The sequence below is a fragment of the Polynucleobacter sp. Adler-ghost genome, assembly GCF_018688495.1.
In the GTDB taxonomy this organism is placed as follows: domain Bacteria; phylum Pseudomonadota; class Gammaproteobacteria; order Burkholderiales; family Burkholderiaceae; genus Polynucleobacter.
In genome coordinates this window covers 1,740,790-1,762,970 of record NZ_CP061320.1, presented here as the reverse complement: position 1 = coordinate 1,762,970, position 22,181 = coordinate 1,740,790, and the positions used below count along the sequence as shown (strand labels likewise).

Annotated in this window: 20 protein-coding genes; 7 read left to right on the top strand and 13 right to left on the bottom strand. The window is 47.7% G+C overall.

All coding sequences use genetic code 11. The annotated features are described in order from the left end of the window. Window positions 1-25: 25 nt before the first annotated feature. From dut to ICV89_RS09155, 5 genes are read right to left on the bottom strand one after another with little or no spacing between them, the layout of a single operon-like run. The gene (gene dut, locus ICV89_RS09175) at window positions 26-475 is read right to left on the bottom strand and encodes a dUTP diphosphatase (protein ID WP_215308357.1); all 450 of its coding nucleotides are present in this window, start codon (window positions 473-475) and stop codon (window positions 26-28) included. A gap of 19 nt (window positions 476-494) precedes the next feature. Next, window positions 495-1,706: a bifunctional phosphopantothenoylcysteine decarboxylase/phosphopantothenate--cysteine ligase CoaBC gene (gene coaBC, locus ICV89_RS09170; RefSeq protein ID WP_215308356.1), complete on the bottom strand. Its 1,212-nt coding sequence runs from the start codon at window positions 1,704-1,706 to the stop codon at window positions 495-497. Between the two features lie 9 nt (window positions 1,707-1,715). After that, window positions 1,716-2,210 (bottom strand): signal peptidase II, encoded by a 495-nt coding sequence (gene lspA / locus ICV89_RS09165; protein WP_046330735.1) that lies wholly within the window; start codon window positions 2,208-2,210, stop codon window positions 1,716-1,718. A 30-nt stretch (window positions 2,211-2,240) separates the two neighbouring features. After that, a complete protein-coding gene (ileS, locus tag ICV89_RS09160; RefSeq protein ID WP_371817892.1) occupies window positions 2,241-5,120 on the bottom strand; it encodes an isoleucine--tRNA ligase in 2,880 nt (959 codons plus the stop codon). Then, window positions 5,095-6,051 (bottom strand): bifunctional riboflavin kinase/FAD synthetase, encoded by a 957-nt coding sequence (locus ICV89_RS09155; protein WP_215308354.1) that lies wholly within the window; start codon window positions 6,049-6,051, stop codon window positions 5,095-5,097. The genes ileS and ICV89_RS09155 overlap by 26 nt, the downstream gene beginning before the upstream one ends. Before the next feature lie 51 nt (window positions 6,052-6,102). On the opposite strand from ICV89_RS09155, the gene purN reads away from it, so the two are divergent. Genes purN through ICV89_RS09140 form a run of 3 tightly spaced genes read left to right on the top strand, consistent with a single transcriptional unit; the run spans window position 6,103 to window position 9,540 of the window. Next, the gene (gene purN, locus ICV89_RS09150; RefSeq protein ID WP_215308353.1) at window positions 6,103-6,732 is read left to right on the top strand and encodes a phosphoribosylglycinamide formyltransferase; all 630 of its coding nucleotides are present in this window, start codon (window positions 6,103-6,105) and stop codon (window positions 6,730-6,732) included. After that, a complete protein-coding gene (locus ICV89_RS09145; RefSeq protein ID WP_215308352.1) occupies window positions 6,729-8,318 on the top strand; it encodes an RsmB/NOP family class I SAM-dependent RNA methyltransferase in 1,590 nt (529 codons plus the stop codon). Before purN ends, ICV89_RS09145 begins: the two co-directional genes overlap by 4 nt. A gap of 28 nt (window positions 8,319-8,346) precedes the next feature. After that, window positions 8,347-9,540 carry a fatty acid desaturase gene (locus tag ICV89_RS09140; protein ID WP_215308351.1) on the top strand — a complete coding sequence of 398 codons (1,194 nt, stop codon included), beginning with the start codon at window positions 8,347-8,349 and terminating at the stop codon, window positions 9,538-9,540. A gap of 76 nt (window positions 9,541-9,616) precedes the next feature. Here ICV89_RS09140 and rpmG read toward each other — a convergent pair whose 3' ends face one another. From rpmG to radC, 3 genes are all read right to left on the bottom strand, one after another. After that, window positions 9,617-9,784, bottom strand: a complete 168-nt coding sequence (rpmG, locus tag ICV89_RS09135; RefSeq protein WP_015421876.1) for a 50S ribosomal protein L33 — start codon at window positions 9,782-9,784, stop codon at window positions 9,617-9,619. Between the two features lie 11 nt (window positions 9,785-9,795). Continuing rightward, window positions 9,796-10,029, bottom strand: a complete 234-nt coding sequence (rpmB, locus tag ICV89_RS09130; RefSeq protein WP_011903570.1) for a 50S ribosomal protein L28 — start codon at window positions 10,027-10,029, stop codon at window positions 9,796-9,798. A gap of 144 nt (window positions 10,030-10,173) precedes the next feature. Then, entirely contained in the window at window positions 10,174-10,869 is a 696-nt protein-coding gene (gene radC / locus ICV89_RS09125) for a DNA repair protein RadC (RefSeq protein WP_370624501.1), read from the bottom strand. Window positions 10,870-10,899: 30 nt separating this feature from the next. Between radC and ICV89_RS09120 the strand changes: the two genes are divergently transcribed. Together ICV89_RS09120 and ispH are read left to right on the top strand one after the other, a co-directional pair. Further along, window positions 10,900-11,346, top strand: a complete 447-nt coding sequence (locus ICV89_RS09120) for a peptidylprolyl isomerase (RefSeq protein WP_215308349.1) — start codon at window positions 10,900-10,902, stop codon at window positions 11,344-11,346. Between the two features lie 3 nt (window positions 11,347-11,349). After that, window positions 11,350-12,315: a 4-hydroxy-3-methylbut-2-enyl diphosphate reductase gene (ispH, locus tag ICV89_RS09115; RefSeq protein WP_215308348.1), complete on the top strand. Its 966-nt coding sequence runs from the start codon at window positions 11,350-11,352 to the stop codon at window positions 12,313-12,315. Window positions 12,316-12,400: 85 nt separating this feature from the next. Here ispH and ICV89_RS09110 read toward each other — a convergent pair whose 3' ends face one another. Both ICV89_RS09110 and ICV89_RS09105 read right to left on the bottom strand, forming a co-directional pair. After that, on the bottom strand, window positions 12,401-13,594 hold the full coding sequence (locus tag ICV89_RS09110; protein ID WP_215308347.1) for an acetylornithine transaminase: 1,194 nt from the start codon (window positions 13,592-13,594) through the stop codon (window positions 12,401-12,403). A 51-nt stretch (window positions 13,595-13,645) separates the two neighbouring features. Next, a complete protein-coding gene (locus ICV89_RS09105) occupies window positions 13,646-14,686 on the bottom strand; it encodes a CDP-6-deoxy-delta-3,4-glucoseen reductase (RefSeq protein WP_215308346.1) in 1,041 nt (346 codons plus the stop codon). 36 nt (window positions 14,687-14,722) lie between these two features. On the opposite strand from ICV89_RS09105, the gene ICV89_RS09100 reads away from it, so the two are divergent. Further along, complete coding sequence (locus ICV89_RS09100) at window positions 14,723-15,610, top strand: SDR family oxidoreductase (protein ID WP_215308345.1); 888 nt, start codon at window positions 14,723-14,725, stop codon at window positions 15,608-15,610. Here ICV89_RS09100 and ICV89_RS09095 read toward each other — a convergent pair. The 3 genes from ICV89_RS09095 to ICV89_RS09085 all read right to left on the bottom strand — a co-directional run bounded on the left by ICV89_RS09095 (window position 15,591) and on the right by ICV89_RS09085 (window position 19,428). After that, entirely contained in the window at window positions 15,591-17,363 is a 1,773-nt protein-coding gene (locus tag ICV89_RS09095; RefSeq protein WP_215308344.1) for a glutamine--tRNA ligase/YqeY domain fusion protein, read from the bottom strand. The genes ICV89_RS09100 and ICV89_RS09095 overlap by 20 nt on opposite strands. Before the next feature lie 84 nt (window positions 17,364-17,447). Further along, on the bottom strand, window positions 17,448-18,950 hold the full coding sequence (locus tag ICV89_RS09090; RefSeq protein WP_215305119.1) for a tripartite tricarboxylate transporter permease: 1,503 nt from the start codon (window positions 18,948-18,950) through the stop codon (window positions 17,448-17,450). A gap of 19 nt (window positions 18,951-18,969) precedes the next feature. Beyond that, entirely contained in the window at window positions 18,970-19,428 is a 459-nt protein-coding gene (locus ICV89_RS09085; RefSeq protein ID WP_215308343.1) for a tripartite tricarboxylate transporter TctB family protein, read from the bottom strand. A gap of 123 nt (window positions 19,429-19,551) precedes the next feature. On the opposite strand from ICV89_RS09085, the gene alaS reads away from it, so the two are divergent. Then, on the top strand, window positions 19,552-22,176 hold the full coding sequence (gene alaS, locus ICV89_RS09080; RefSeq protein ID WP_215308342.1) for an alanine--tRNA ligase: 2,625 nt from the start codon (window positions 19,552-19,554) through the stop codon (window positions 22,174-22,176). Window positions 22,177-22,181: the final 5 nt, after the last annotated feature.

Genomic DNA, 22,181 nt, shown 5'->3' with positions numbered 1-22,181 from the left:
ATTAGCTAACTCCGAAAAATCTAAATCAACTGCGGCCTGTACTTCCAAACCCACCAGCCCCACGACTACTCTCAGTGAACTCCTCAACGACCTTGAGCTCTACCTGTTGAACTGGCATCACTACCAGTTGCGCTAAGCGCTCCATGGGCTCTAATTTGAATGCGGTAGAGCTACGATTCCAAGTGCTCACCATCAGTTGACCTTGGTAATCCGAATCGATTAATCCCACTAAATTACCGAGAACGATCCCATGCTTATGGCCAAGACCAGAGCGCGGCAAAATGAATGCGGCATAGCGTGGATCTTCTACATAAATCGCTAAACCCGTTGGGACGAGGACTGTTTGTCCAGCAGCAATTTCAATGACTTCATCAATGCAGGCGCGCAGATCTAATCCAGCGCTTCCAGGGGTTCCATATGCAGGCAATTGATCGCGCATGCGCTCATCGAGAATTTTGACTTGAAGTTGTTGCATAGAATTTCCTAAAACGAGATTAAATTTTCTTGGCGACTAACTGAATCAGCTGACGTGCAAGCTGAAGCTTTTCGGCCTTGGCCATTTTCTTGCTACTGCCTTCATCAACGATGAGTAGTTGGTTAAGATCACTGCTAAAGGTATCTGGACCAATATTACCGACGATCATCGGAATGCCTTTGCGTTTGCGCTTTTCTTCTGCATGCTTTTGGAGCTCAGTAGACTCGGCTGCAAAGCCAACGCAGTATGGGCGCAACTTACCGCCTTTGGTTTTGACCGTTTTAGCTACATCAGCAAGAATATCTGGGTTGGTCACAAATTCTAAATTCGGGGCCTGCTTAGCTTGACGCTTCATTTTTTCTTTGGCTGGCTTAGCAATGCCCCAGTCAGCCACTGCAGCAACCGCAAAGAAGACATCACAGTCACTAGATTGCATTGTGGCCGTATGCATTTCTTTGGCGCTGACTACATTAGTGCGGGTAACTTTTCCAGTTGCGGCTAATGGTGTGGTGAGATCACAAGGGCCTGCTATTAAGTGCACTTCTGCACCAGCTTCAACAGCTGCGCGGGCAATTGCAAAACCCATCTTGCCTGAGCTACGGTTAGTGATGCCGCGCACCGGGTCAATCGCTTCAAAAGTGGGTCCAGCCGTAATCAGTATTCGCTTGCCGAGGAGCAGTTTCTTTTGAAAAAAGGCTATGAGTTGCTCGGTAATTTCTGCAGGCTCAAGCATGCGCCCAAAGCCGACTTCACCACACGCTTGGAATCCGCTGGCTGGGCCTAGCAATGTGACTTTGTCAGCAATGAGCCGTTCTGCACTTCTTTGTGTGGCCGCATGCTCCCACATTTGCTTGTTCATGGCAGGAGCCAAGAGAAGCGGACAATCTCTTGCCAGGCATAAGGTGCTGAGCAAATCATCAGCCAAGCCGAGCGAGAGCTTAGCCATCAGATCTGCACTTGCTGGCGCAATCAAAATTGCATCTGCAGCCCTAGAGAGTTCAATATGTGCCATGTTGTTGGCAATACTGCTATCCCATTGGCTTGTGAATATAGGATTGCCTGTGAGTGCCTGCATAGTGACGGGCGTAACAAATTGCTGAGCAGCTTCTGTCATTACCACTTGGACGCTGGCACCTTCTTGTATCAACTGACGTGCTAGCTCTGCAGACTTATAGGCCGCAATACCACCAGAAATGCCGAGAACGATTTTCTTATTTAAAAGTGATTGCATTACGCCAGCTTAAAGGGATTGGGGGTTTTTGCCAAATGACTTACGTAACTCGCCCCAAATGATGAGGGCTGCACCGATACAAATGGCGCTATCGGCAATATTGAAGGCTGGCCAATGCCAGTTAGCGTAATGTAGGTCAATGAAGTCTACTACTGCGCCATACATGATGCGGTCTAAGACGTTCCCTAGTGCACCTCCCAGAATGAGGCTAAGAGCCCAGCAGAGCATCTTGTCACCCAAGCTCTTTCGTAGTAGCCAAAGAATGTAAGCGGATGCCGCTAAGCCCAGGACTGTAAAGAACCACCGTTGCCATCCAGAGCTTTGCGCTAAAAATGAAAACGCTGCACCTGGGTTAAACAGCAACAACCAGTTCATAAATGGCAAAACAGGTTCAGGAACGCCCAGCTGTAAATTACTCAAGGCAGACCATTTACTCAGTTGGTCTAGCAAGAGCGTAACAATTGCAATTGCTAGATAACGGAGAAAAGAGAGGTTTGTGCTCATGGTGTAGTGGCGATCTTTTTACTATATTGATTATGCAAAAAGGCGGGATTCACCGCTTCCGAAAAGATTACTGATGCAGCGACCACATAACTCTGGATGTTCAGTGTTGAGGCCAATATCTTGAGTGTGATGCCAGCAACGACCACATTTCTTGTATTGACTACCGCGAACAAGCACCTCGAGGCCTGCATTGCTGAGTTCTAGATTGGCGCTAGAGGTGATGGTCACAAAACGCAGATCGTCCTCGAGAGAATGCAGAATTGCAAAATCGATATCACCCACTTTAATAGTGAGTTCAGCTTGCAGAGATGAGCCTACATTGCCGGTTTCACGCTCAATCTCAATGGCTTTAGTTACCTCAGAGCGGATTTCTCGAACACGATTCCATTTGGCAAGGAGCTCAGTAGCCTGGGTAATTTCTGGGAAAGCGCCGAACTCTTCCATGAAGATAGACTCTTTAGCTTTTTCATTCATATCATGTGGAAATGATAGCCAAGCCTCTTCAGCCGTAAACGAGAGAAAAGGAGCCAGCCATTTGAGTAGGTTACGGGTGATGTGGAAGAGGGCGTTTTGCGCTGCACGCCGCTCTTTCGAATCCGGCGCACTCGTATAGAGGCGATCTTTCAGAATATCTAAGTAGAAGCCACCTAAATCTTCTGAGCAGAAAGTCAACATGCGCGCTACAGCAGGTTGGAACTCATAAGCCTTGTAGTGGGCTTGAACATCTTGCTGTAACTGATTGGCGAGTGCAACAGCGTAGCGATCAATTTCTAGCCATTCACTTGCAGGCATCGCATGCTTGCTTGGATCAAAGTCAGATAGGTTGGCTAATAAAAAGCGCAATGTATTACGAATACGGCGGTAACTTTCCACTACACGTTTCAGAATTTCATCGGAGATGGTCATCTCACCAGAGTAGTCAGTAGAAGCTACCCACAAACGAATAATCTCCGCACCTAACTTATCCGCAACTTGTTGCGGAGCAATCACATTACCTACAGACTTACTCATCTTGCGGCCTTGGCCATCAACCGTGAAGCCGTGCGTAAGTAGTGCTTTGTAGGGTGGCTTGCCATCTAGCATGGCGCCAGTGAGTAAAGAGGAGTGGAACCAGCCGCGATGTTGATCTGAGCCCTCTAAATAAAGGTCGGCTAAACGACCCTCTGCATTTTCAGATTCTGGGCGATAGAGTTCCGCACGATGCGAGCCACGAATAACGTGCCAATGCGTAGTACCAGAATCAAACCATACATCCAAGGTGTCACGATTCTTTTCATATTGAGCAGCTTCTTCACCAAGTAGTTCGGCTACTTCAAGTTTTTGCCAAGCTTCAATACCTTCTTTTTCAACACGCTTTGCAATTTCCTCAAGCAGCTCTACCGTACGAGGATGAGGCTCACCACTTTCCTTGTGAACAAAGAAAGCCATTGGTACGCCCCATTGGCGTTGACGAGATAGTGTCCAATCAGGACGGTTAGCAATCATGCTGTTTAGGCGTTGCTTACCCCATGCCGGAAAGAACTCAGTGCTTTCAATCCCGGCTAAGGCTAATTCACGCAGACTGGCTTTGCCATCAGATGGTTTTTTATCCATGCTCGCAAACCACTGCGAGGTCGCACGATAAATAATCGGCGACTTGTGACGCCAGCAATGCATATAAGAGTGGGTATAGGTCTTATCTCGCAAGAGGCTGCCTGCTTCACGCATGGCCTCCACAATCTTGGGATTGGCTTTCCAAATATATTCATTGGCAAAGAGAGGGAGCCAAGAGGCATAAACACCATTGCCCATGACAGGGTTCAAGATATCTTTATCAGCTAAGTGGTTTGCTTTGCAAGACTTAAAGTCTTCCTCGCCATAGGCTGGTGCAGAGTGCACTACGCCAGTACCAGTATCTAAGGTGACGTATTGGGCAGGGTAGATTGGCGAGAGGCGTTTGTATCCTTCATGCAATGAAGCCAGTGGATGCCAGAAAGAAATATTTGCCAGCTGACTACCCAAGCAAGTAGCAATTACTTTTCCTTCAAGTCCAAAATCTTCTAGGCAAGTTTTTACTCGGTCTTCTGCCAAGATGAGCAATTTATCGCCAGCGTCTACTAAAGCATAGCTGAGTTCGGGATGAACATTCAGTGCTTGATTGGATGGGATAGTCCAAGGTGTTGTTGTCCAAATCACAATCATTCCAGGCTTGACTGGAATCTCAGCAAGGCCAAATGCTTTGGCGAGTTGTGGGCGCTGCGCATCATCAAAAGCAAATCCCACATCTACTGTTGGGTCAGTCTTGTCTTGGTATTCCACTTCAGCTTCAGCTAATGCGGAGCCGCAATCGAAACACCAGTTCACTGGTTTGAGGCCACGGAAAACATAGCCTTTGTCCCAGATCTTCCCGAGTGCACGAATTTCATCAGCCTCATTGCGGTAGTTCATGGTGAGATAAGGATTATTCCAGTCACCCAAAACGCCTAAACGCTCAAAGTCGACTTTTTGCTTGTCCACCTGCACTTTTGCATATGCGCGTGCTTTAGCTTGTACTTCAGCTGTCGGTAGATTCTTGCCAAACTGCTTTTCAATCTGAATCTCAATTGGCATACCATGGCAATCCCAGCCAGGAACGTATGCAGAGTCATAGCCCATTAACCAGCGGGACTTTACGATCATGTCCTTAAGAATCTTATTTACTGCATGACCAATATGAATGTCACCGTTTGCATAGGGAGGACCATCATGCAAAATAAATTTTGGCTGATGAGAATGCGCTGCACGAATCTTCTCGTAGAGTTTATTTTTCTGCCACTGTGCAACCCATTGCGGTTCACGTTTTGGCAAATCTCCTCGCATCGGAAACGATGTTTCTAGAAGATTAACGGGATAAGAGTTTTCTTTTTCAGACATAAGATTTTTTCTTGAAATAATTTCTAGCATGCGCTGCATCAGATGCAATCGCTTTGGTAAGTGTATCGAGGTCAGAATACTTTGCCTCATCACGAATTTTTTCTAAGAGCTCCACGGTAATAATTTTTCCGTAGACATTTGCGTTGTAATCAAAGATGTGAGTCTCAAGTAATACGCGACCTTGACCTTCATCTTCAACCGTTGGTCTCACGCCAAGACTGGCTACGGCAGGCAGCGGCTTATCTCCAAGCCCTAGGACTTGTGCAGTAAAGATGCCAGAGCAGGCGGGCTTGCGGTGATGCAGATGATTCGCAACAGCGAGATTTAAGGTTGGGAATCCTAAAGTACGACCCAGCTTTTGCCCATGAATAACGTGACCGGAGATGCCGTAAGGACGACCTAATAATGTATTAGCTTGATCCATATCTCCGTTAGCCAAGGCATTGCGTAACGCAGAGCTAGAAATTCTTTCGCCATCTTCTTGCACGGTGTGAATGCTAGAAACTTCAAAACCCAATTGTTCACCTGCTGCTCTGAGACTTGCAAAGTTGCCGGCACGTTTTGCGCCATAGCAAAAATCGTCCCCGATCAAAATCCATTTGGCATTGAGTTGCTTGACAATAATCTCAGAAACAAATTCTTCGGGAGTGAGGCGAGCAAATGCGGAATTAAAGTGCTCCACTACTACGCGATCGATACCAATGCCGGCAAAGGCAGCAAGCTTGTCCCGCAAATTCAGAATTCGTGGCGGCGCTTGTTCTGGAGAAAAGAATTCCTTGGGATGTGGTTCAAAGGTCATGACGCAGCTAACCAAACCACGTTCTTGCGCGCCATCCTTCAGCTTCTTGAGGAGGGCGTGATGACCCCTGTGCACGCCATCGAAATTACCAATGGTTAAAGCACAAGCCGGTCCTGCAGAAAACTGGATGGGGCCGCGGAATACGTTCACTAAATCGCTTTCAGGGTCGCTTTCGGGGTAACCATCAATTATATTGTGGGCATGCCATCTATCGTCACCTTAATCTCAGGCCGCGGATCTAATTTCGAGGCTATCGTCAAAACAGCTCAAAAAGAGCGGTGGCCGGTTACTTTTACCGGGGTAATTGCCAACCACTCTGCTGCCAAAGGCCTTGATTTTGCTCGCTCTCAGGGCATTCCGGCCTTTGCCATTGAACATCGCGAACACACTACTCGCGAATCCTTTGATGCCGCTCTCATGGCAAAAATCGATGAATTAGGGGCTGATTTAGTGGTTCTAGCGGGTTTTATGAGAATTCTGACCCCGGGCTTTATTCGCCATTTTGAGGGTCGTCTGATTAATATTCACCCAGCTTTGCTGCCAGCTTTCCCAGGATTGCACACTCATGAACGGGCATTGGAGGCTGGGGTGGCTGAACATGGTGCCAGCGTGCATTTTGTTACCGAGGGCGTGGATGAGGGTCCTATTATCTGCCAAGCCTCAGTTCCAGTGCTTCCCGGCGATGATGCGGATAGCTTAGCAGCGCGAGTTTTGGCTGCGGAGCATCAGATTTACCCACGGGCCGTAAAATGGTTCCTAGATGGACGATTGCGAATAGAAGGTAATCAAGTTCAGGTTAAACCACCGGAGTCGCAATTAATAAAATTATGAGTAAAGAACGTTCATCTCGCGCAGCTAGCGCTGGCAGTAAATCTGGATCAAGATCTGGGTCACGCTTAGGCCCACAAAAAAGTTATGCCGCTAATTCTAAAGATCCATTACGTCGCCCAGAGCGTCGTAATGCGAGTGGCAACATCATTGCACCAGAAGGTCAAAAAAACTTTTCTAATGCCAAGGCTCTACCTCAGCATGCGATTCATTTGGAGCGCCTGCTTCCAGAGCTCCTCAATTTTGAGCAACCGGCCGATCGTGTAGTAAGTCGCTATTTCCGCTCAGAGCCTCAGCTGGGTAATCGTGATCGCGCCTTGATTGCTGAGAGTGCTTTTGCCATCCTGCGTCGGAAGAATGAGTTCTCACAATTTGCTTCAAGTGGCGAGGGTTCACAGGCTAGACGCTTAGCCCTATTGGGTTTGCTGTCTGCTCTTTCTGAAGGTGGCCTGGGCTCTGCTAACCGTGCAGAGAGCGCTATTGCTGACTTAGCTCATGTGTTGAAAACAGGTGAATACGAATGGTTGCAGCGTTTTGCAACGGTTGATCCAGCGGCACTCAATCCCTTGGTTCGTAATAATTTGCCTGAATGGCTTTGGGATGCATTTGGAAAGTACCCCGGCGAAGAATCACGTGAAGCATTAGCTAAATCACTCATGCATCCAGCCCTTTTGGATTTACGTGCGAACACCATGAAAACGACTCGCGAGCAATTGCTGGCCGAGATGAATGCTTTAGGTGGTCGATATCAAGCTATTCCAACTCCGTACGCACCGGATGGTGTTCGCATTATGGGTAAGCCTGCTTTGCAAAATACCGTTAGCTTTAAGACGGGAATGTTTGAGGTTCAAGATGAAGGTAGTCAGCTATTGGCTTACTTGCTGGCACCTAAGCGTGGCGAGATGGTGGTGGACTTTTGCGCTGGCGCCGGCGGCAAGACTTTGGCTATTGGGGCAATCATGCGCTCCACAGGCCGTCTGTATGCTCTCGATACATCCGAACGTCGCTTAGCTAATTTAAAGCCTAGACAAGCCCGTAGTGGCCTGTCTAATGTGCATCCTGTCTGGATTGATAGTGAGAATGATTCCAAGATCAAGCGCTTAGCTGGAAAGATTGATCGCGTCTTAGTGGATGCTCCTTGCAGTGGCATGGGTACATTGCGACGCAACCCAGATCTCAAATGGCGCCAGACCCCAGAAGGCGTCTTGGAGCTGAATCAAAAGCAGATGAATATTTTGGCCTCTGCAAGTCGTTTACTTAAACCCGGTGGCCGCTTGGTTTATGCCACCTGCAGCCTGTTGCCACAAGAAAACCAGCAAATTGCAGAGGATTTCTTGGTAAAGCATCCTAATTTTGAAGTGGTTCCTGCAGCTGAGGTTCTTAAGGCATTGTTTCCAAAGGATAAAATGCCTTTGGGTTGCAGTCCTGACAACCCGTGGTGGCAGTTATGGCCTCATATTCATGGGACTGATGGCTTCTTTGGGGCTGTTTTTCAGAAGAAAGCGGCTATTTCAGCGCTAACTGTCGATAAAGATGACGAAAAGCCGGTAAAAGTCAAAAGCAAGAAAGCTGATAAAGAGCTAAAATAAGGGTTTAGATTTCTTTGGGGATACCCTTTTGAACACAGTTTCTGGCTTTGATTTATTCCTTAATTGGCTTTCCAATGGCTATTTAAATTGGGCTTGGTGGCAAATCCTTGTGTTTACTTTGATTGCCACCCACATCACCATTGCTGCAGTGACTATTTTTCTGCATCGCTGCCAAGCGCACCGCGCCTTGGAGCTGCACCCGATTGCATCCCATTTTTTCCGTTTTTGGCTTTGGCTAACAACTGGCATGGTAACCAAAGAGTGGGCAGCGATTCATCGCAAGCATCATGCCAAATGTGAGACTGTGGATGATCCACATAGTCCGCAAATTTTGGGTATCAATACTGTGCTTTCTCGTGGCGCTGAGTTATACAAAAAAGAGTCACACAATCAAGAGACCTTAGACAAGTTTGGCCACGGTACTCCAGATGATTGGCTTGAGCACAACCTCTATGCAAAGTATTCATGGCAAGGTGTAGCCTTGATGTTGATTATCGACGTACTCTTGTTCGGTGCCATTGGCTTGACTGTGTGGGCTGTGCAGATGTTGTGGATTCCCATTACTGCCGCTGGAATCATTAACGGTATTGGCCACTTCTGGGGTTACCGTAATTACGATTGCGAAGATGCCTCAAGAAACATTTTGCCTTGGGGTATTTTGATTGGCGGAGAAGAGTTGCATAACAACCACCATACCTTCGCCACAAGCGCTAAGCTCTCGAGTAAATGGTATGAGTTTGATATTGGTTGGATGTACATTCAAATCATGAGTGCTGTTGGCCTGGCCAAGGTGAAAAAGACTTCTCCAAAGCCGGTGCTGAGCAATTTACGTCCTGCAGATCAGAGCACACTCGAAGCCGTCATTGCCAACCGTTATGAAATCATGGCCCGCTATAGCAAGACCTTGAGTAATTTCTTTAGTAATGAAGTCCAGCATATGCAGGTATTGGCCGCTCACTTAAAAGACGCGCGCACTTGGTTGGGTAAGGATGAATCTCGTTTAACTACCGAAGAAAAAATGAAGCTTGAAGAGTTGATGGCAACCAATATTCAGCTACGGAAGATGGTTGAGATGCGCCGTGACTTGCAAGCGATTTGGAGTCGCTCTAATGCCACAGGCGATCAACTGTTAGCTCAATTGCATGTTTGGTGTCAGCGCGCTGAGGAGAGTGGTTTATCGAGTCTGCGCGACTTCTCTTTGAGATTGCGTCGCTACGCCTAGTGGAAAATTAAAGATAATAAAAAACCCGCTGGTGTAGCGGGTTTTTTATTGCTGAAATAAATATCGAATCGATAAATTACTTGAGCTTGGTTTCTTTGTAAGCAACGTGCTTACGAATGGTTGGATCGAATTTCATGATCTCCATTTTCTCAGGCTTTGTACGCTTATTTTTTGATGTTGTATAGAAGTGACCAGTACCAGCTGATGACTCTAATTTAATTTTTTCTCTGCCGCCTTTAGCCATTTGTGCGCTCCTTAAATTTCGCCACGTGCACGCAGATCAGACAGCACAGCATCAATGCCGTTTTTGTCGATAACGCGCAAACCAGCATTGGTTAAGCGCAAGCTAATCCAACGGTTTTCAGATTCAACCCAGAAACGACGGTTTTGCAAATTCGGCAAAAAGCGACGCTTCGTTTTATTGTTTGCATGGGATACATTGTTGCCAACCATCGGCTTCTTCCCAGTGACTTGGCAAACTTTTGCCATGACATAACTCCATTAATTGCGAAAAAAGAAGATTGTATCAGTCTCCAGCTACTTTGATCTACCCCTTATTGGCTTTAGTTTTGAGGGTGAGGAAAAATAGTTGCTAATACTGGGCACAATATACCATTAAGTTAGTGATCACTTCTATTTATCATCATTTTTCATAAGACCCTCATCAGAAAATGAGAAAAAACCGCCATCGCTCACAATGCAGTGATCAAGCAGGGGGATATCTATTAACTGCAAGGCTTTTGCTAGTGTCTTGGTTAATTCTTGATCAGCAATGCTCGGTCGTGGGTTTCCGCTGGGGTGGTTATGTGCCACGATCAGGGCGCTAGCATTCCTGGCAAGGGCCTCCTTGAGGATTTCTCGCGGGTAGACGGCAGTGTGGCTTAGAGAGCCTCTAAAGAGCTCCTGGCATTCAATCAGGCGTAAGCGGGAGTCAAGGTATAGGCACAGGAAGACTTCGTGTGGCAGGCGCCCAAATCTAGCCTGCAAGAACTCGCGGACATAGCTTGGTGACGTAAGGACAGGCTCCTGGGAGAGGGTTTCCTCAAGGCTACGCTTGACAAGCTCATGGGCCGCTTGGATTTGTGACCACTTAGAAATGCCCATGCCATGAATCTGGGTTAATTCTTCAGGGGTGCAGGACATTAGACGCGGTAAATTGCCGAAATGGTGGAGAAGGTCCTCAGCTAGGGCTACGGCAGTTTTACCTTTGATGCCAACACGCAGAAAGATCGCAAGTAACTCGGCATCGCTCAGGGCTGCCGCACCAAGAGCACGCAGTTTTTCGCGAGGTTGCTCTATTTTTGGCCATTCCGTAATCGGCAAGTGCACGCTCCGGTCGGGCCTAGATACAATTACCTTATGACTAAGCTTACGGTTTTGCCCAATTCCTTTCTGACCCTCAACTATCGGCTGACTTTGCCGAGCGGGGATGACTACATCAATACTTTTATCGATCGCCCTGCGACGGTGTTGATGGGTTCTGGACAATTTGCGCCTTGTTTTGAAAAGGTATTAATCGGACTGGCTGTGGGTGATAAGAAGAGCGCCCTATTGCCGCCAGAAGAAAGTTTTGGTGAGCGCAAAGAAGAATTAATTCAGTGGGTTTCTCTGAATGCACTTAAAGAGGGTCGGGATGAAGATGTGGAATTTAATCCTGGTGATGTCATTGAATTTAATGCGCCAGGAGGCGCTCAATACGCGGGTGTATTGCAATCGATTAATGAAGAGGGCGCTTGGTTTGATTTCAATCACCCGCTTGCTGGAAGACCTGTTACCTTCGAAGCTCAAATTGTTGCGATTTTGTAGTCTATGAATAAGCAAACTATTACACCAACAGCCGCAGAAAGCGCTGCTGAAATTTTGATGGCGCAGCCCCGTGGCTTTTGTGCGGGTGTTGATCGTGCAATCAATATTGTGAATGAAGCGCTGACACGCTTTGGTGCACCAATTTATGTGCGTCATGAAATTGTTCACAATGCTTATGTCGTGAACGAGCTGCGTGAAAAGGGCGCTGTGTTTGTGGAAGAGTTGCATGAAGTTCCTAAAGGCGGCATTGTGGTGTTTAGTGCCCACGGCGTCTCTCAAGAAGTTCGGCAAGATGCTGAGGCGCGTGGCTTGCAGGTATATGACGCAACTTGCCCTTTGGTTACAAAGGTACATGTTGAGGTCATCAAGATGTGCAAGGATGGATTTACAGTGTTGATGATTGGCCATGCGGGGCACCCGGAGGTCGAGGGGACGATGGGGCAGGTTAAGGAAGGTGTTCATCTGATTGAGAAAGTAGCAGATATTGCTAAGTTGCCTTTTACTGAGAATGAAAAAATTGCCTTTGTCACGCAAACGACACTCTCCGTCGATGAGACCAAAGAAATTGTTGATGCCTTAATTCAAAAATTCCCGAATATTGTGCAACCCCGCAAGCAAGATATTTGTTATGCCACTCAAAATCGCCAAGATGCTGTGAAATTTATGGCTCCTCAGGTTGAGGTAGTTATTGTGGTCGGAAGTAAGGCAAGCTCCAACTCGAATCGCTTGCGTGAATTAGCTGAAAAACTGGGTGTACCGGCCTACATGGTCGATGCGCCAGAGCAGCTGCAGGCCGAATGGTTTGTAGGTAAGAAGCGCGTAGGCCTCACCGCAGGCGCATCAGCCCCCGAAAGCCTAGCCCTCTCGATTGTGGCAAAGATTCAAGAATTTGGGCCGCGCAGTATTCGTAACCTGGAAGGCGTGGTGGAGGATGTCACGTTCTCGCTGCCAAAGAATTTAGTTGGCTAGCAAGTAGCGCCATTGTTAGAGTGATTACTGCAATAAAAGATAAAGGGGCTTAGAGCCCCTTTATTACATTCAATCAAAGTATTGTTTAGCTTACTTGCTTGAACAGCTCTCTTAAAATATTGCACATCTGACGGATTTCATCATCAGTAACATTGAGTGCTGGCATAAAGCGTAGCAAATTAGGTCTCGGTGAATTAATTAATAAGCCCTCTGGAGTTCTATCGCGAGCTAGTTCAACCAGCTTCCCGCCGATATCACTACTCAACATCAGGGCGCGCAACAACCCCTCACCGCGCTCGCCATCCAGATTAAATTCTGCAGAGATGGCAAGGAGTTCTTTGCTTAGCAGTTCACCCTTGGCACGCACAGACTCTAGAAAGCCTGGTGCCAATAATTGCTCGATCACACTGATCCCTACTGCAACCATCAATGGATTGCCGTTATAGGTGCCGCCCTGATCGCCAGGCACAAAACAAGCAACCGCATCGGTTGCCATCAGTGCGGCTAATGGCACGCCACCACCAATGCCCTTGCCCAAGGTCATGATGTCTGGTTCGATACCGTAGTGCTGATAAGCAAAGAGGCTGCCAGTTCGGCCACAGCCGGCTTGGACTTCGTCGACGATTAACAGAATATTATTTTCTTTAGTGAATTTACGCAGGCCTTGCATAAATTCTTTGGTAGTGGGAATGACGCCACCTTCACCTTGTACTGGCTCAAGCATGACTGCAACTGTTTTATCGGTTACCAGTTTTTTGACGGAATCTAAGTCATTTAAATCGGCTTTAAGAAAGCCGGGAACTTGTGGGGCAAACATGGTGTCCCAGCCTGGTTTGCCAGATGCGCTCATCGTTGCTAAGGTACGACCATGAAAGCTGTGGTCAAAAGTAATGATTTCAAAGGCGCCTGATTTATTCAGTTGCCCCCATTTGCGCGCCAACTTGATGGCGCCTTCATTAGCCTCAGCTCCGCTATTGGCGAAAAATACTTTGTTAAAGCAACTGTTTTCAGTCAGAAGATTCGATAAGCGAATCATTGGCTCGTTATAAAAAGCAGGACTCGGATTAATGAGCTTCTTTGCTTGTGTGTTGAGCGCTTCAATCATGCCAGGGTTGCTATGGCCGAGACAGTTCACTGCCCAGCCTTGCAAGAAATCTAAATAACGCTTGCCGTTGTTATCAGTCAGCCATGAGCCTTTACCCTCAACCATAGTCAACTCTGGTCGCGGGGTAATAAACATCACTGAGTGGGCATCTACGGATTGGGCTGGCTTATTCATATCGTATGCAAAGTGAAATCAAATGAGGTTTCTATTATCGCGCTTAGCAGATTAGTTTGTCGCAAGATCAGCAGCGCTGGTAAAGGAGTCTGCAAAAAATTCCTCTTCGGGCAGACTGCACTGGGATGCAAAGTCCTGGCGAGCCGCATTGACCATCACAGGAGCGCCGCAGGCATAGACCTGGTAAGGGCTCATACTGAGATGGTCGGCCATCACGGCTTGGTGTACAAAGCCTGTACGCCCAGTCCATTGATCCTCCGGTAGGGCATCCGAAATGACTGGGATGTATTTGAAGTTTGGAATATCTTTTGCCCATGACTGGCAGAGCTGATTGAGGTAGAGGTCACTTGGGCGCCGCCCACCCCAATACAGATGAATTGGGCGCTGGATTTTTTTGAGCCGCATTTGCTCGACGATGGATTTAATCGGCGCAAAGCCTGTACCTGCTGCAACAAAGATGATGGGTTTCTTAGAATCTTCTCTTAAAAAGAAGCTACCCAATGGACCTTCAAAACGCAGAATATCTTTCTCTTTTAAAGCGGGGTCTTTTGCACCAAAGACTTGGTCGGTGAAGAGTCCGCCTGGCAAGTGGCGAATATGCAATTCAAGGGGGCCTTCTTGATCGGGTGCACTGGCAATAGAGTAGGCGCGGCGCTGCCCATCCTTGAGAAGAAATTCTAAGTACTGTCCGGCTAAAAATTGAAAGCGCTCAGCAGCGGGTAATTGCAATTGAAGAATGGCCACATCTGCGCTCGGTTTTACGATAGTGTTGACGCGACAAGGTACTTTCCGAATGGCGATATCACCAGCACCCTGAACTTCACGAGCTTCAATGAGAAGGTCGGATTTGGGGTGGGCGCAGCAAAACAAGGTGCCACCGGCAGCTTCATCGGTTGGACTTAGGGCAGTAGCGCTATGTTGGCCATGCTCTACCTGACCTTCTAGAATCTTGCCTTTACAGGATCCGCAGGCACCATTTTTACACCCGTAGGGCAGGGTGATGCCCTGTTGTAATGCTGCTTCTAGAAGGGTTTCATCCTTTTGTACAGTAAATTGTTTGCCGCTCGCCTTGAGCGTGACTTGATAAGACACTCTCATTCCTTTCAATAAATCGTTACGATGTGATCTATGCAATCTTTTGGTAAATCTCGAATCCTGATCGTTGGCTGTGGTGACATTGGTCTGCGTGTTGCCAAGCAGCTCGCTCGAAGTCATCACATATATGCCTTAACTTCCCAGAAAGCACGTTTTCAGGAGTTGAGAGCGGTTGGCGCGATTCCGATTTTGGGGGATCTGGATAAGCCCGATAGCTTGTGGCGTTTAAGTGGATTAGCGCAAACCGTGATCCACTTGGCACCACCCCAAAATACAGGTCATCGTGATTGCCGAACTCGCAACCTTCTCCGAATTTTAGCCCAAGGCTCCGATACCGTTGGGCGCTTGATTTATGTGAGTACAACAGGTGTCTATGGTGATCACGCGGGCGGTAAGGTGAGTGAAGTAACACCGGTTAAACCTCAAAGTGAGAGAGCTAAGAGAAGGGTGGATGCAGAACAATGCCTGCGTCTTTGGGCGCCGGCTCATGGTGCAGTCCTTACCATTCTGCGTGTGCCGGGTATCTACGCTGCCGACCGCTTACCAGTTGAGCGCATTCAGGCAGGAACGCCTGCCCTCATTGCGGAGGAGGATGCCTACTCAAATCATATTCAGAGTGATGATTTGGCAAGATTGATTTGTGCCGCCGTCTATCACGGTAAACCACAGCGTGTCATTAACGCCTGTGACGGTGGTGAAACCAAGATGGGTGATTACTTTGATGAAGTGGCTGATACCTTTGGTTTGGAGCGACCCCCCAGATTGCCGGCTGAGCAGTTAGAGAAAATCGTATCCCCTATGCTGTGGTCGTTTATGCGGGAGTCACGGCGCGTAACGAATACGAGGCTTTCTGAATTAAAAACTCCCTTACGCTATCCCAGCGTTGCAGAGTTTTTAAAAACTATTTCCAAGAATCCTTAAGTCCGACCGTACGATTAAATACCGGTTGACCTGCTTTGGAGTCACTTTGATCCGCAACAAAGTAGCCATGGCGCTCAAACTGAAAGCGATCTTCTGCTTTAGCGTCTTTCATACAAGGTTCTAAGTACGCAGTAATTGTCTCCTTCGAGTGAGGATTGATTGCGTCAAGGAAATTTTTATCCCCGCTATCCGGATGCGGGTCATTAAACAGGTGATCGTAAAGGCGCACTTGTGCAGGTATAGCTTCTGCTGCACTGACCCAATGAATATTGCCCTTTACCTTGTAATTATTTGAGCCGGGGGTACCGCTCTTGCTATCTGAAAAATGCATTGCATTCACCTGAATCACCTTGCCATTGGCATCCACTTCAAATCCGGTGCACTCAATCACATAGCCATGACGCAAACGCACGCGTCCACCGGCTTGATCACCAATTGGTGGATAGAGTCTGAAGAAGCCTTTGATGGGCTCTTTCATGAAATCATCTTCTTCAATCCACAATTCTTTTGTGAAATGAAACTCGCGATTACCCCACTCGGGATGCTGTGGATGGCGCGGTGCTGAGCAAGGCTCGCTTGCGGATGTATCCCAGTTTTCAATAAGAAGCTTGAGAGGCTTGAGGACCGCTGTGGCTCTCGGCGCCTTAGCTTCAAGATCGTCCCGTAAAGCTTGATCTAGGGTGCTCATGTCAATCCAGCTATCTGCTTTAGAGACGCCAATGCGTTCACAGAACAAGCGAATACTCTCCGGTGTGTAACCTCTACGACGAATGCCAACGATGGTTGGCATTCGTGGATCATCCCATCCATCCACATGCTTTTCTTCTACCAATTGCAAGAGCTTGCGCTTACTAGTGATGGTGTAAGTTAAGTTGAGGCGGGCAAATTCATATTGATGCGGAACAGGATTTTTGAAGATCCTCAGTTCGGCTAATGAGGCAACAATCCAATCGTAGAGTGGGCGATTATTTTCAAATTCCAGAGTGCAAATGGAGTGAGAAACATTTTCTAGGGCATCAGAAATGCAGTGTGTGAAATCATATAAAGGATAGATGCACCACTTGCTGCCGGTGCGGTGGTGATCCGTATGACGAATACGATAAACCACGGGATCGCGCATCACGATATTTGGATGCGCCATGTCGATCTTTAAGCGCAGTACATGCTCACCATCTTTGTATTTACCATCACGCATCTTGCGAAATAAAGCTAGGTTTTCATCGGAAGTGCGATCGCGGTACGGACTATTCTTTCCAGCTTGGCCAAAGTTTCCGCGATTAGTGTGGATGTCATCTGCACTCTGACTATCAACATAGGCCTTGCCATTTTGAATCAGAATTTCGGCAAACTCATAGAGTTGATCAAAGTAATCACTCGCGTGATACAAATGTGTGCCCCAATCAAATCCAAGCCATTTGACTGCATCCAAAATGCTGTCAGCGTACTCAATATCTTCTTTGACTGGATTGGTGTCGTCTAAGCGCATATTACAACGCGCACCACCCGCTTGATTGTTGTAATCAGCTGCTAAGCCAAAGTTCAGGCAAATACTTTTAGCATGGCCAATATGAAGATAGCCATTGGGTTCCGGTGGAAAGCGCGTAATGATGGAGGGGATGGCTTGACCATCTCGATTGCTACGGTTCTGGTAGGCGCCACTCGCGAGGTCATGATCGATGATCTGGCGCAAAAAGTTAGAGGGCTCAGCAAGAGTGCCGGCAGGTGATTTGGATGGTTTGCTATCTTGGGACATCTGCCCATTGTAGAGAAAACCTCTGCCTATAAAGAAAAAAGCCCGCAAACTTCAGCGGGCTCGTTTCTGGGTAGCGTTCGAGAATTACTCTTCTACGAAAGCCTCTTCACGGGTTTTCTTAACCGCCGGCAAAGCCACGATCACAACTAAGAGGGCTGCTGCGATAAGCAGACCTAATGAGAGTGGGCGGGTTAAGAAGGTTGTGAAGTCACCACGTGACAACAAGAGGGCGCGACGGAAGTTTTCTTCCATCATCGGTCCAAGCACGAAGCCTAAGAGCAATGGGGGTGGCTCGCAACCCAACTTAAAGAAGAGATAGCCAATCAAACCAAAGGCTGCGGTTACATAAACGTCAAATACGGTGTTGTTGACGGTATATACGCCGATACAGCAGAACACCAAAATAGCTGGGTACATGAAGCGATATGGAATCTTCAAGAGCTTTACCCAAATACCAATGAGTGGCAAGTTCAAGAGAATCAACATCACGTTACCAATCCACATCGAGGCAATCAGACCCCAGAATAAGGCTGGGTTGCTGGTCATCACTTGTGGGCCTGGCTGAATGTTATGAATCGTCATTGCGCCAACCATCAAGGCCATTACGGCATTTGGTGGAATACCTAGGGTGAGTAATGGGATGAAGGAGGTTTGGGCAGCAGCATTGTTTGCTGCTTCAGGACCGGCTACACCCTCAATCGCACCTTTACCAAACTCATGACTGTACTTGGACGATTTCTTTTCAACGGAGTAGGCACCAAATGCTGCTAGGGCAGCACCGCCGCCTGGCAGAATTCCTAAGATTGATCCGATGGTTGTACCGCGCAAGATGGATGGAATCATGCGCTTCACATCTTGTTTGGTTGGGATCATGGTGGTCATCTTGTTCAAGAAGCCTTCATCCTCACCCTTTTTCTCAAGGTTGCTCATGATTTCTGCAAAACCAAAAACACCCATTGCAACGGCCACGAAACCAATACCATCACTCAATTCAGGGATGTCAAAAGCATATCGTGACACACCAGAGTTCACGTCGGTACCAATCAAGCCCATCAAAAGACCAAGAATGATCATGCCGATTGCCTTGATCAAAGAGCCAGAGGCAAGTACGACCGCACCAATCAATCCTAAAACCATTAGCGAGAAGTATTCAGCAGGGCCGAACTTAAATGCTAACTGGGAGAGTGGGGCGGCAAATGCAGCCAAAACCAATGTTGCTACGCAACCAGCAAAAAATGAACCCATGCCAGCGGTAAAGAGAGCTACACCTGCCCGACCATTTCTGGCCATTTGATAGCCGTCAATCGCCGTCACCACCGAGGACGTTTCCCCTGGGATGTTGAGCAAAATCGCAGTAGTTGAGCCACCGTACTGTGATCCGTAGTAAATACCGGCCAACATAATCAAGGCAGCAATTGGAGGCAATGCATAGGTGGCTGGCAGGAGCATCGCAATTGTCGCGATTGGACCCAGGCCTGGCAAAACACCAATTAATGTACCCAAAATACAGCCAATCAGGCAATAGAGTAGGTTTTGTAAGGTAAACGCTGTATCGAAACCGAGCGCTAAATTAGCAAATAAATCCATTTTTTAGAGTCCCGGTCTGTTATTGAAGAAAGAAAGGTAGCAATGGGAACTGAAGCTTCAGCCCCATTACGAATACAGAGTAAGTAAAGACAACTAAGAAGGTAGCATTAATTAATGTGCCCTTCCAGTGGAACTCATGGCTTGCGCTAGCTGACATAAATACCAGCACAAATACGGCGACGACAAAGCCCATAGTCGGCAAGAGAATGCCGTAAAGCACTACAGAGCCGGTAATCAGGCCAATAATGCGCCAATTGAATTTAGGGATGCTTTCAATGGTAGCCTTCGCCCCCAAGGACTTTACGAGCACCAGCAAGCCCAGTAGCGTCATTAGTATGCCCAGGAAGAAAGGGAAATAACCGGGCCCCATCTTGGCTGCTGTACCCATGGGATATTTACTAGCCACTATGGTGAAGAACAGGCCGATAACCATATACATGATTCCGGCACCAAAATCCCGTTGATTGCGAATTTTCAAGTTGAGCTCCTTATATCGACTTAAAGGCCGATCTATTTATTAACGTTACGGGATTGTAAGGCAGGATTGAGGTGCTTTACCAAGGGTTTGCCCCCGACTAGTGCCAATGCGATAATTATTCGCATGAAAGTCTCTCAAATTCGCCAGGCGTACCTGGATTACTTCGCCCAAAAAGGCCATCAAATTGTCCCATCCAGCCCAGTGGTGCCCGGAGACGACCCAACCCTGTTGTTCACCAATGCGGGGATGAACCAGTTTAAGGACGTATTTTTAGGTTTTGATAAGCGCCCCTATAACCGAGCTACAAGCGCCCAGAAATGTATTCGTGCCGGTGGCAAGCACAATGACTTGGATAACGTTGGCTACACAGCCCGTCATCACACCTTCTTTGAAATGCTGGGTAATTTCTCTTTTGGCGATTACTTCAAGAAGGATGCGATTCAGTTTGCTTGGGGTTTGCTGACTGAGGTCTTTAAATTGCCAGAAGAAAAGCTGCTCGTCACTGTTTATGCGGAAGACGATGAGGCTTATGAGATTTGGAACAAACAAATCGGTGTTCCAGCGGAGCGCATTATTCGCATCGCCGATAACAAGGGCGCTCGTTACGCTTCAGATAACTTCTGGATGATGGGCGATACAGGTCCATGTGGCCCCTGTACTGAAATCTTCTATGACCACGGCCCACATATTGCAGGTGGCCCCCCTGGTAGTCCTGATGAAGATGGCGATCGCTATATTGAGATCTGGAATAACGTATTCATGCAGTTCAATCGCGATGAAGCGGGCAATATGAATCCATTGCCCAAGCCGAGCGTCGATACGGGTATGGGTCTTGAGCGTATTGCGGCAGTGTTGCAGCATGTGCACTCGAACTACGAGATTGACCTCTTTGTTAATTTGCTCAAAGCGGCCAAAGAGGCTGTTGATGTAGCTGGTGGTGAGAATTGCGACCCAAGCAGTCCGTCTCTCAAAGTCATTGCTGATCATATTCGCGCTTGTAGTTTTATTGTGGTGGATGGCGTGATTCCGGGTAATGCTGGTCGTGGTTATGTTTTGCGTCGTATTACGCGCCGTGCGATTCGTCATGGCTATAAATTGGGTGCACGTAAACCTTTCTTTTATCAACTCGTTCCTGCCCTCGTAAAAGAGATGGGTCAGGCTTATCCAGAGTTGCAGGCAGCGAAAGATAAAGTGAGTGAAGTGATTAAGCAGGAGGAAGAGCGTTTCTTCCAGACAATCGCAAACGGTATGGAGATTTTGGAGAGTGCGCTTGCTGGTGGTACCAAGACGCTTGATGGTGAAACTGCCTTCCGCTTACACGATACCTTTGGCTTCCCATTAGATCTCACTGCAGACGTATGCCGTGAGCGCGATGTTACTGTCGATGCAGAAGGGTTCGACTTGGCAATGCAAAAGCAACGCGATCAAGCAAGAGCAGCTGGTAAGTTCAAGGTGGCTCAAGGCCTTGAGTACTCTGGCAAGCCAACCCTGTTTCATGGCTACGACACTTTGAAGCATGATGGCGCCAAAGTCACTGCGCTCTATGTTGATGGTTCTGCAGTGCAGTCTATCAAGGCGGGTGATGCAGCAGTGATCGTGTTAGACAACACGCCTTTCTATGCTGAGTCTGGTGGACAGGTTGGCGATAAAGGTGAGTTGCGTAATGAAGCGGTGCGTTTTGCAGTTGAAGATACTTTCAAGATTCAGGCGGATGTTTTTGGACATCAGGGCGAAGTACAAGAGGGAGAACTCAAGGTTGGCGACACAATCAATGCCTTGGTGGATATAGAGCAAAGAACAGAAACAATGCGTAACCATAGCGCTACGCATATTTTGCATAAAGCATTGCGCGAAGTATTGGGCGACCATGTACAGCAAAAAGGTTCTTTGGTTGATGCCAGTAAAACCCGCTTTGACTTTACTCACAGCGCACCTATTACCGCACAAGAAATACGTCGGGTCGAAGATATTGTGAATGCCGAGATTTTGGCTAATACTGCGACCTCCGGAAAAGTGATGTCCTTGGACGATGCTCAGAAAACCGGTGCTACGATGCTCTTCGGCGAAAAGTATGCTGACGAAGTGCGCGTACTAGAAATCGGTAGTTCTAAAGAGTTGTGTGGCGGAACTCACGTTGGACGTACTGGCGATATCGGTAGTTTGAAGATTATTTCTGAAGGTGGTGTAGCAGCTGGCATCCGTCGTGTTGAGGCGGTGACCGGAAAAAATGCATTGAACTTCTTACAAGGTCTAGAAGATAAGATCAATGAAGTAGCGATGATTCTTAAAACCCATCCGGGTGATTTAGTGAGTCGCGTTACCCAACTTCAAGATAGTTTGCGTCAGGCTGAGCGTGAATTGGATAAGGTCAATTCCAAGCTTGCTGCTAGCCAAGGTGATGAATTGGCAACGCAAGCAGTTGATGTCAATGGCCTCAAAGTATTGGCGGCGCGCTTAGATGGGGCAGATGCGCAAGTCTTGCGCGAGACTATGGATGCCCTGAAAGCAAAGTTAAAGACTGCAGCAATTGTGTTGGCTTCAGTGCAGGGTGATAAGGTGAGTCTGATTGCTGGTGTGACTGCAGATTCGATTGCTAGAGTAAAAGCAGGTGACTTAGTGAACTTCGTTGCTCAGCAAGTTGGTGGTAAGGGCGGCGGTAAGCCGGAAATGGCGATGGCCGGCGGCACCGATCCAAGCAAGTTGGTCGCGGCTTTAGCTGGCGTAAAAGATTGGGTGGCATCTAAATGAGCGAT

Bases quoted from the DNA above. Each gene is read 5' to 3' on its own strand.
- ICV89_RS09120 (WP_215308349.1), top strand. From the start codon at position 10,900: ATGACTAAGCTTACGGTTTTGCCCAATTCCTTTCTGACCCTCAACTAT.
- coaBC (WP_215308356.1), bottom strand. From the start codon at position 1,706: ATGCAATCACTTTTAAATAAGAAAATCGTTCTCGGCATTTCTGGTGGT.
- dut (WP_215308357.1), bottom strand. From the start codon at position 475: ATGCAACAACTTCAAGTCAAAATTCTCGATGAGCGCATGCGCGATCAA.
- lspA (WP_046330735.1), bottom strand. From the start codon at position 2,210: ATGAGCACAAACCTCTCTTTTCTCCGTTATCTAGCAATTGCAATTGTT.
- rpmB (WP_011903570.1), bottom strand. From the start codon at position 10,029: ATGGCAAAAGTTTGCCAAGTCACTGGGAAGAAGCCGATGGTTGGCAAC.
- ICV89_RS09095 (WP_215308344.1), bottom strand. From the start codon at position 17,363: ATGTCCCAAGATAGCAAACCATCCAAATCACCTGCCGGCACTCTTGCT.
- ICV89_RS09110 (WP_215308347.1), bottom strand. From the start codon at position 13,594: ATGAATAAGCCAGCCCAATCCGTAGATGCCCACTCAGTGATGTTTATT.
- purN (WP_215308353.1), top strand. From the start codon at position 6,103: ATGCCATCTATCGTCACCTTAATCTCAGGCCGCGGATCTAATTTCGAG.
- rpmG (WP_015421876.1), bottom strand. From the start codon at position 9,784: ATGGCTAAAGGCGGCAGAGAAAAAATTAAATTAGAGTCATCAGCTGGT.
- alaS (WP_215308342.1), top strand. From the start codon at position 19,552: ATGAAAGTCTCTCAAATTCGCCAGGCGTACCTGGATTACTTCGCCCAA.
- ICV89_RS09090 (WP_215305119.1), bottom strand. From the start codon at position 18,950: ATGGATTTATTTGCTAATTTAGCGCTCGGTTTCGATACAGCGTTTACC.
- ispH (WP_215308348.1), top strand. From the start codon at position 11,350: ATGAATAAGCAAACTATTACACCAACAGCCGCAGAAAGCGCTGCTGAA.
- ICV89_RS09145 (WP_215308352.1), top strand. From the start codon at position 6,729: ATGAGTAAAGAACGTTCATCTCGCGCAGCTAGCGCTGGCAGTAAATCT.
- ICV89_RS09100 (WP_215308345.1), top strand. From the start codon at position 14,723: ATGCAATCTTTTGGTAAATCTCGAATCCTGATCGTTGGCTGTGGTGAC.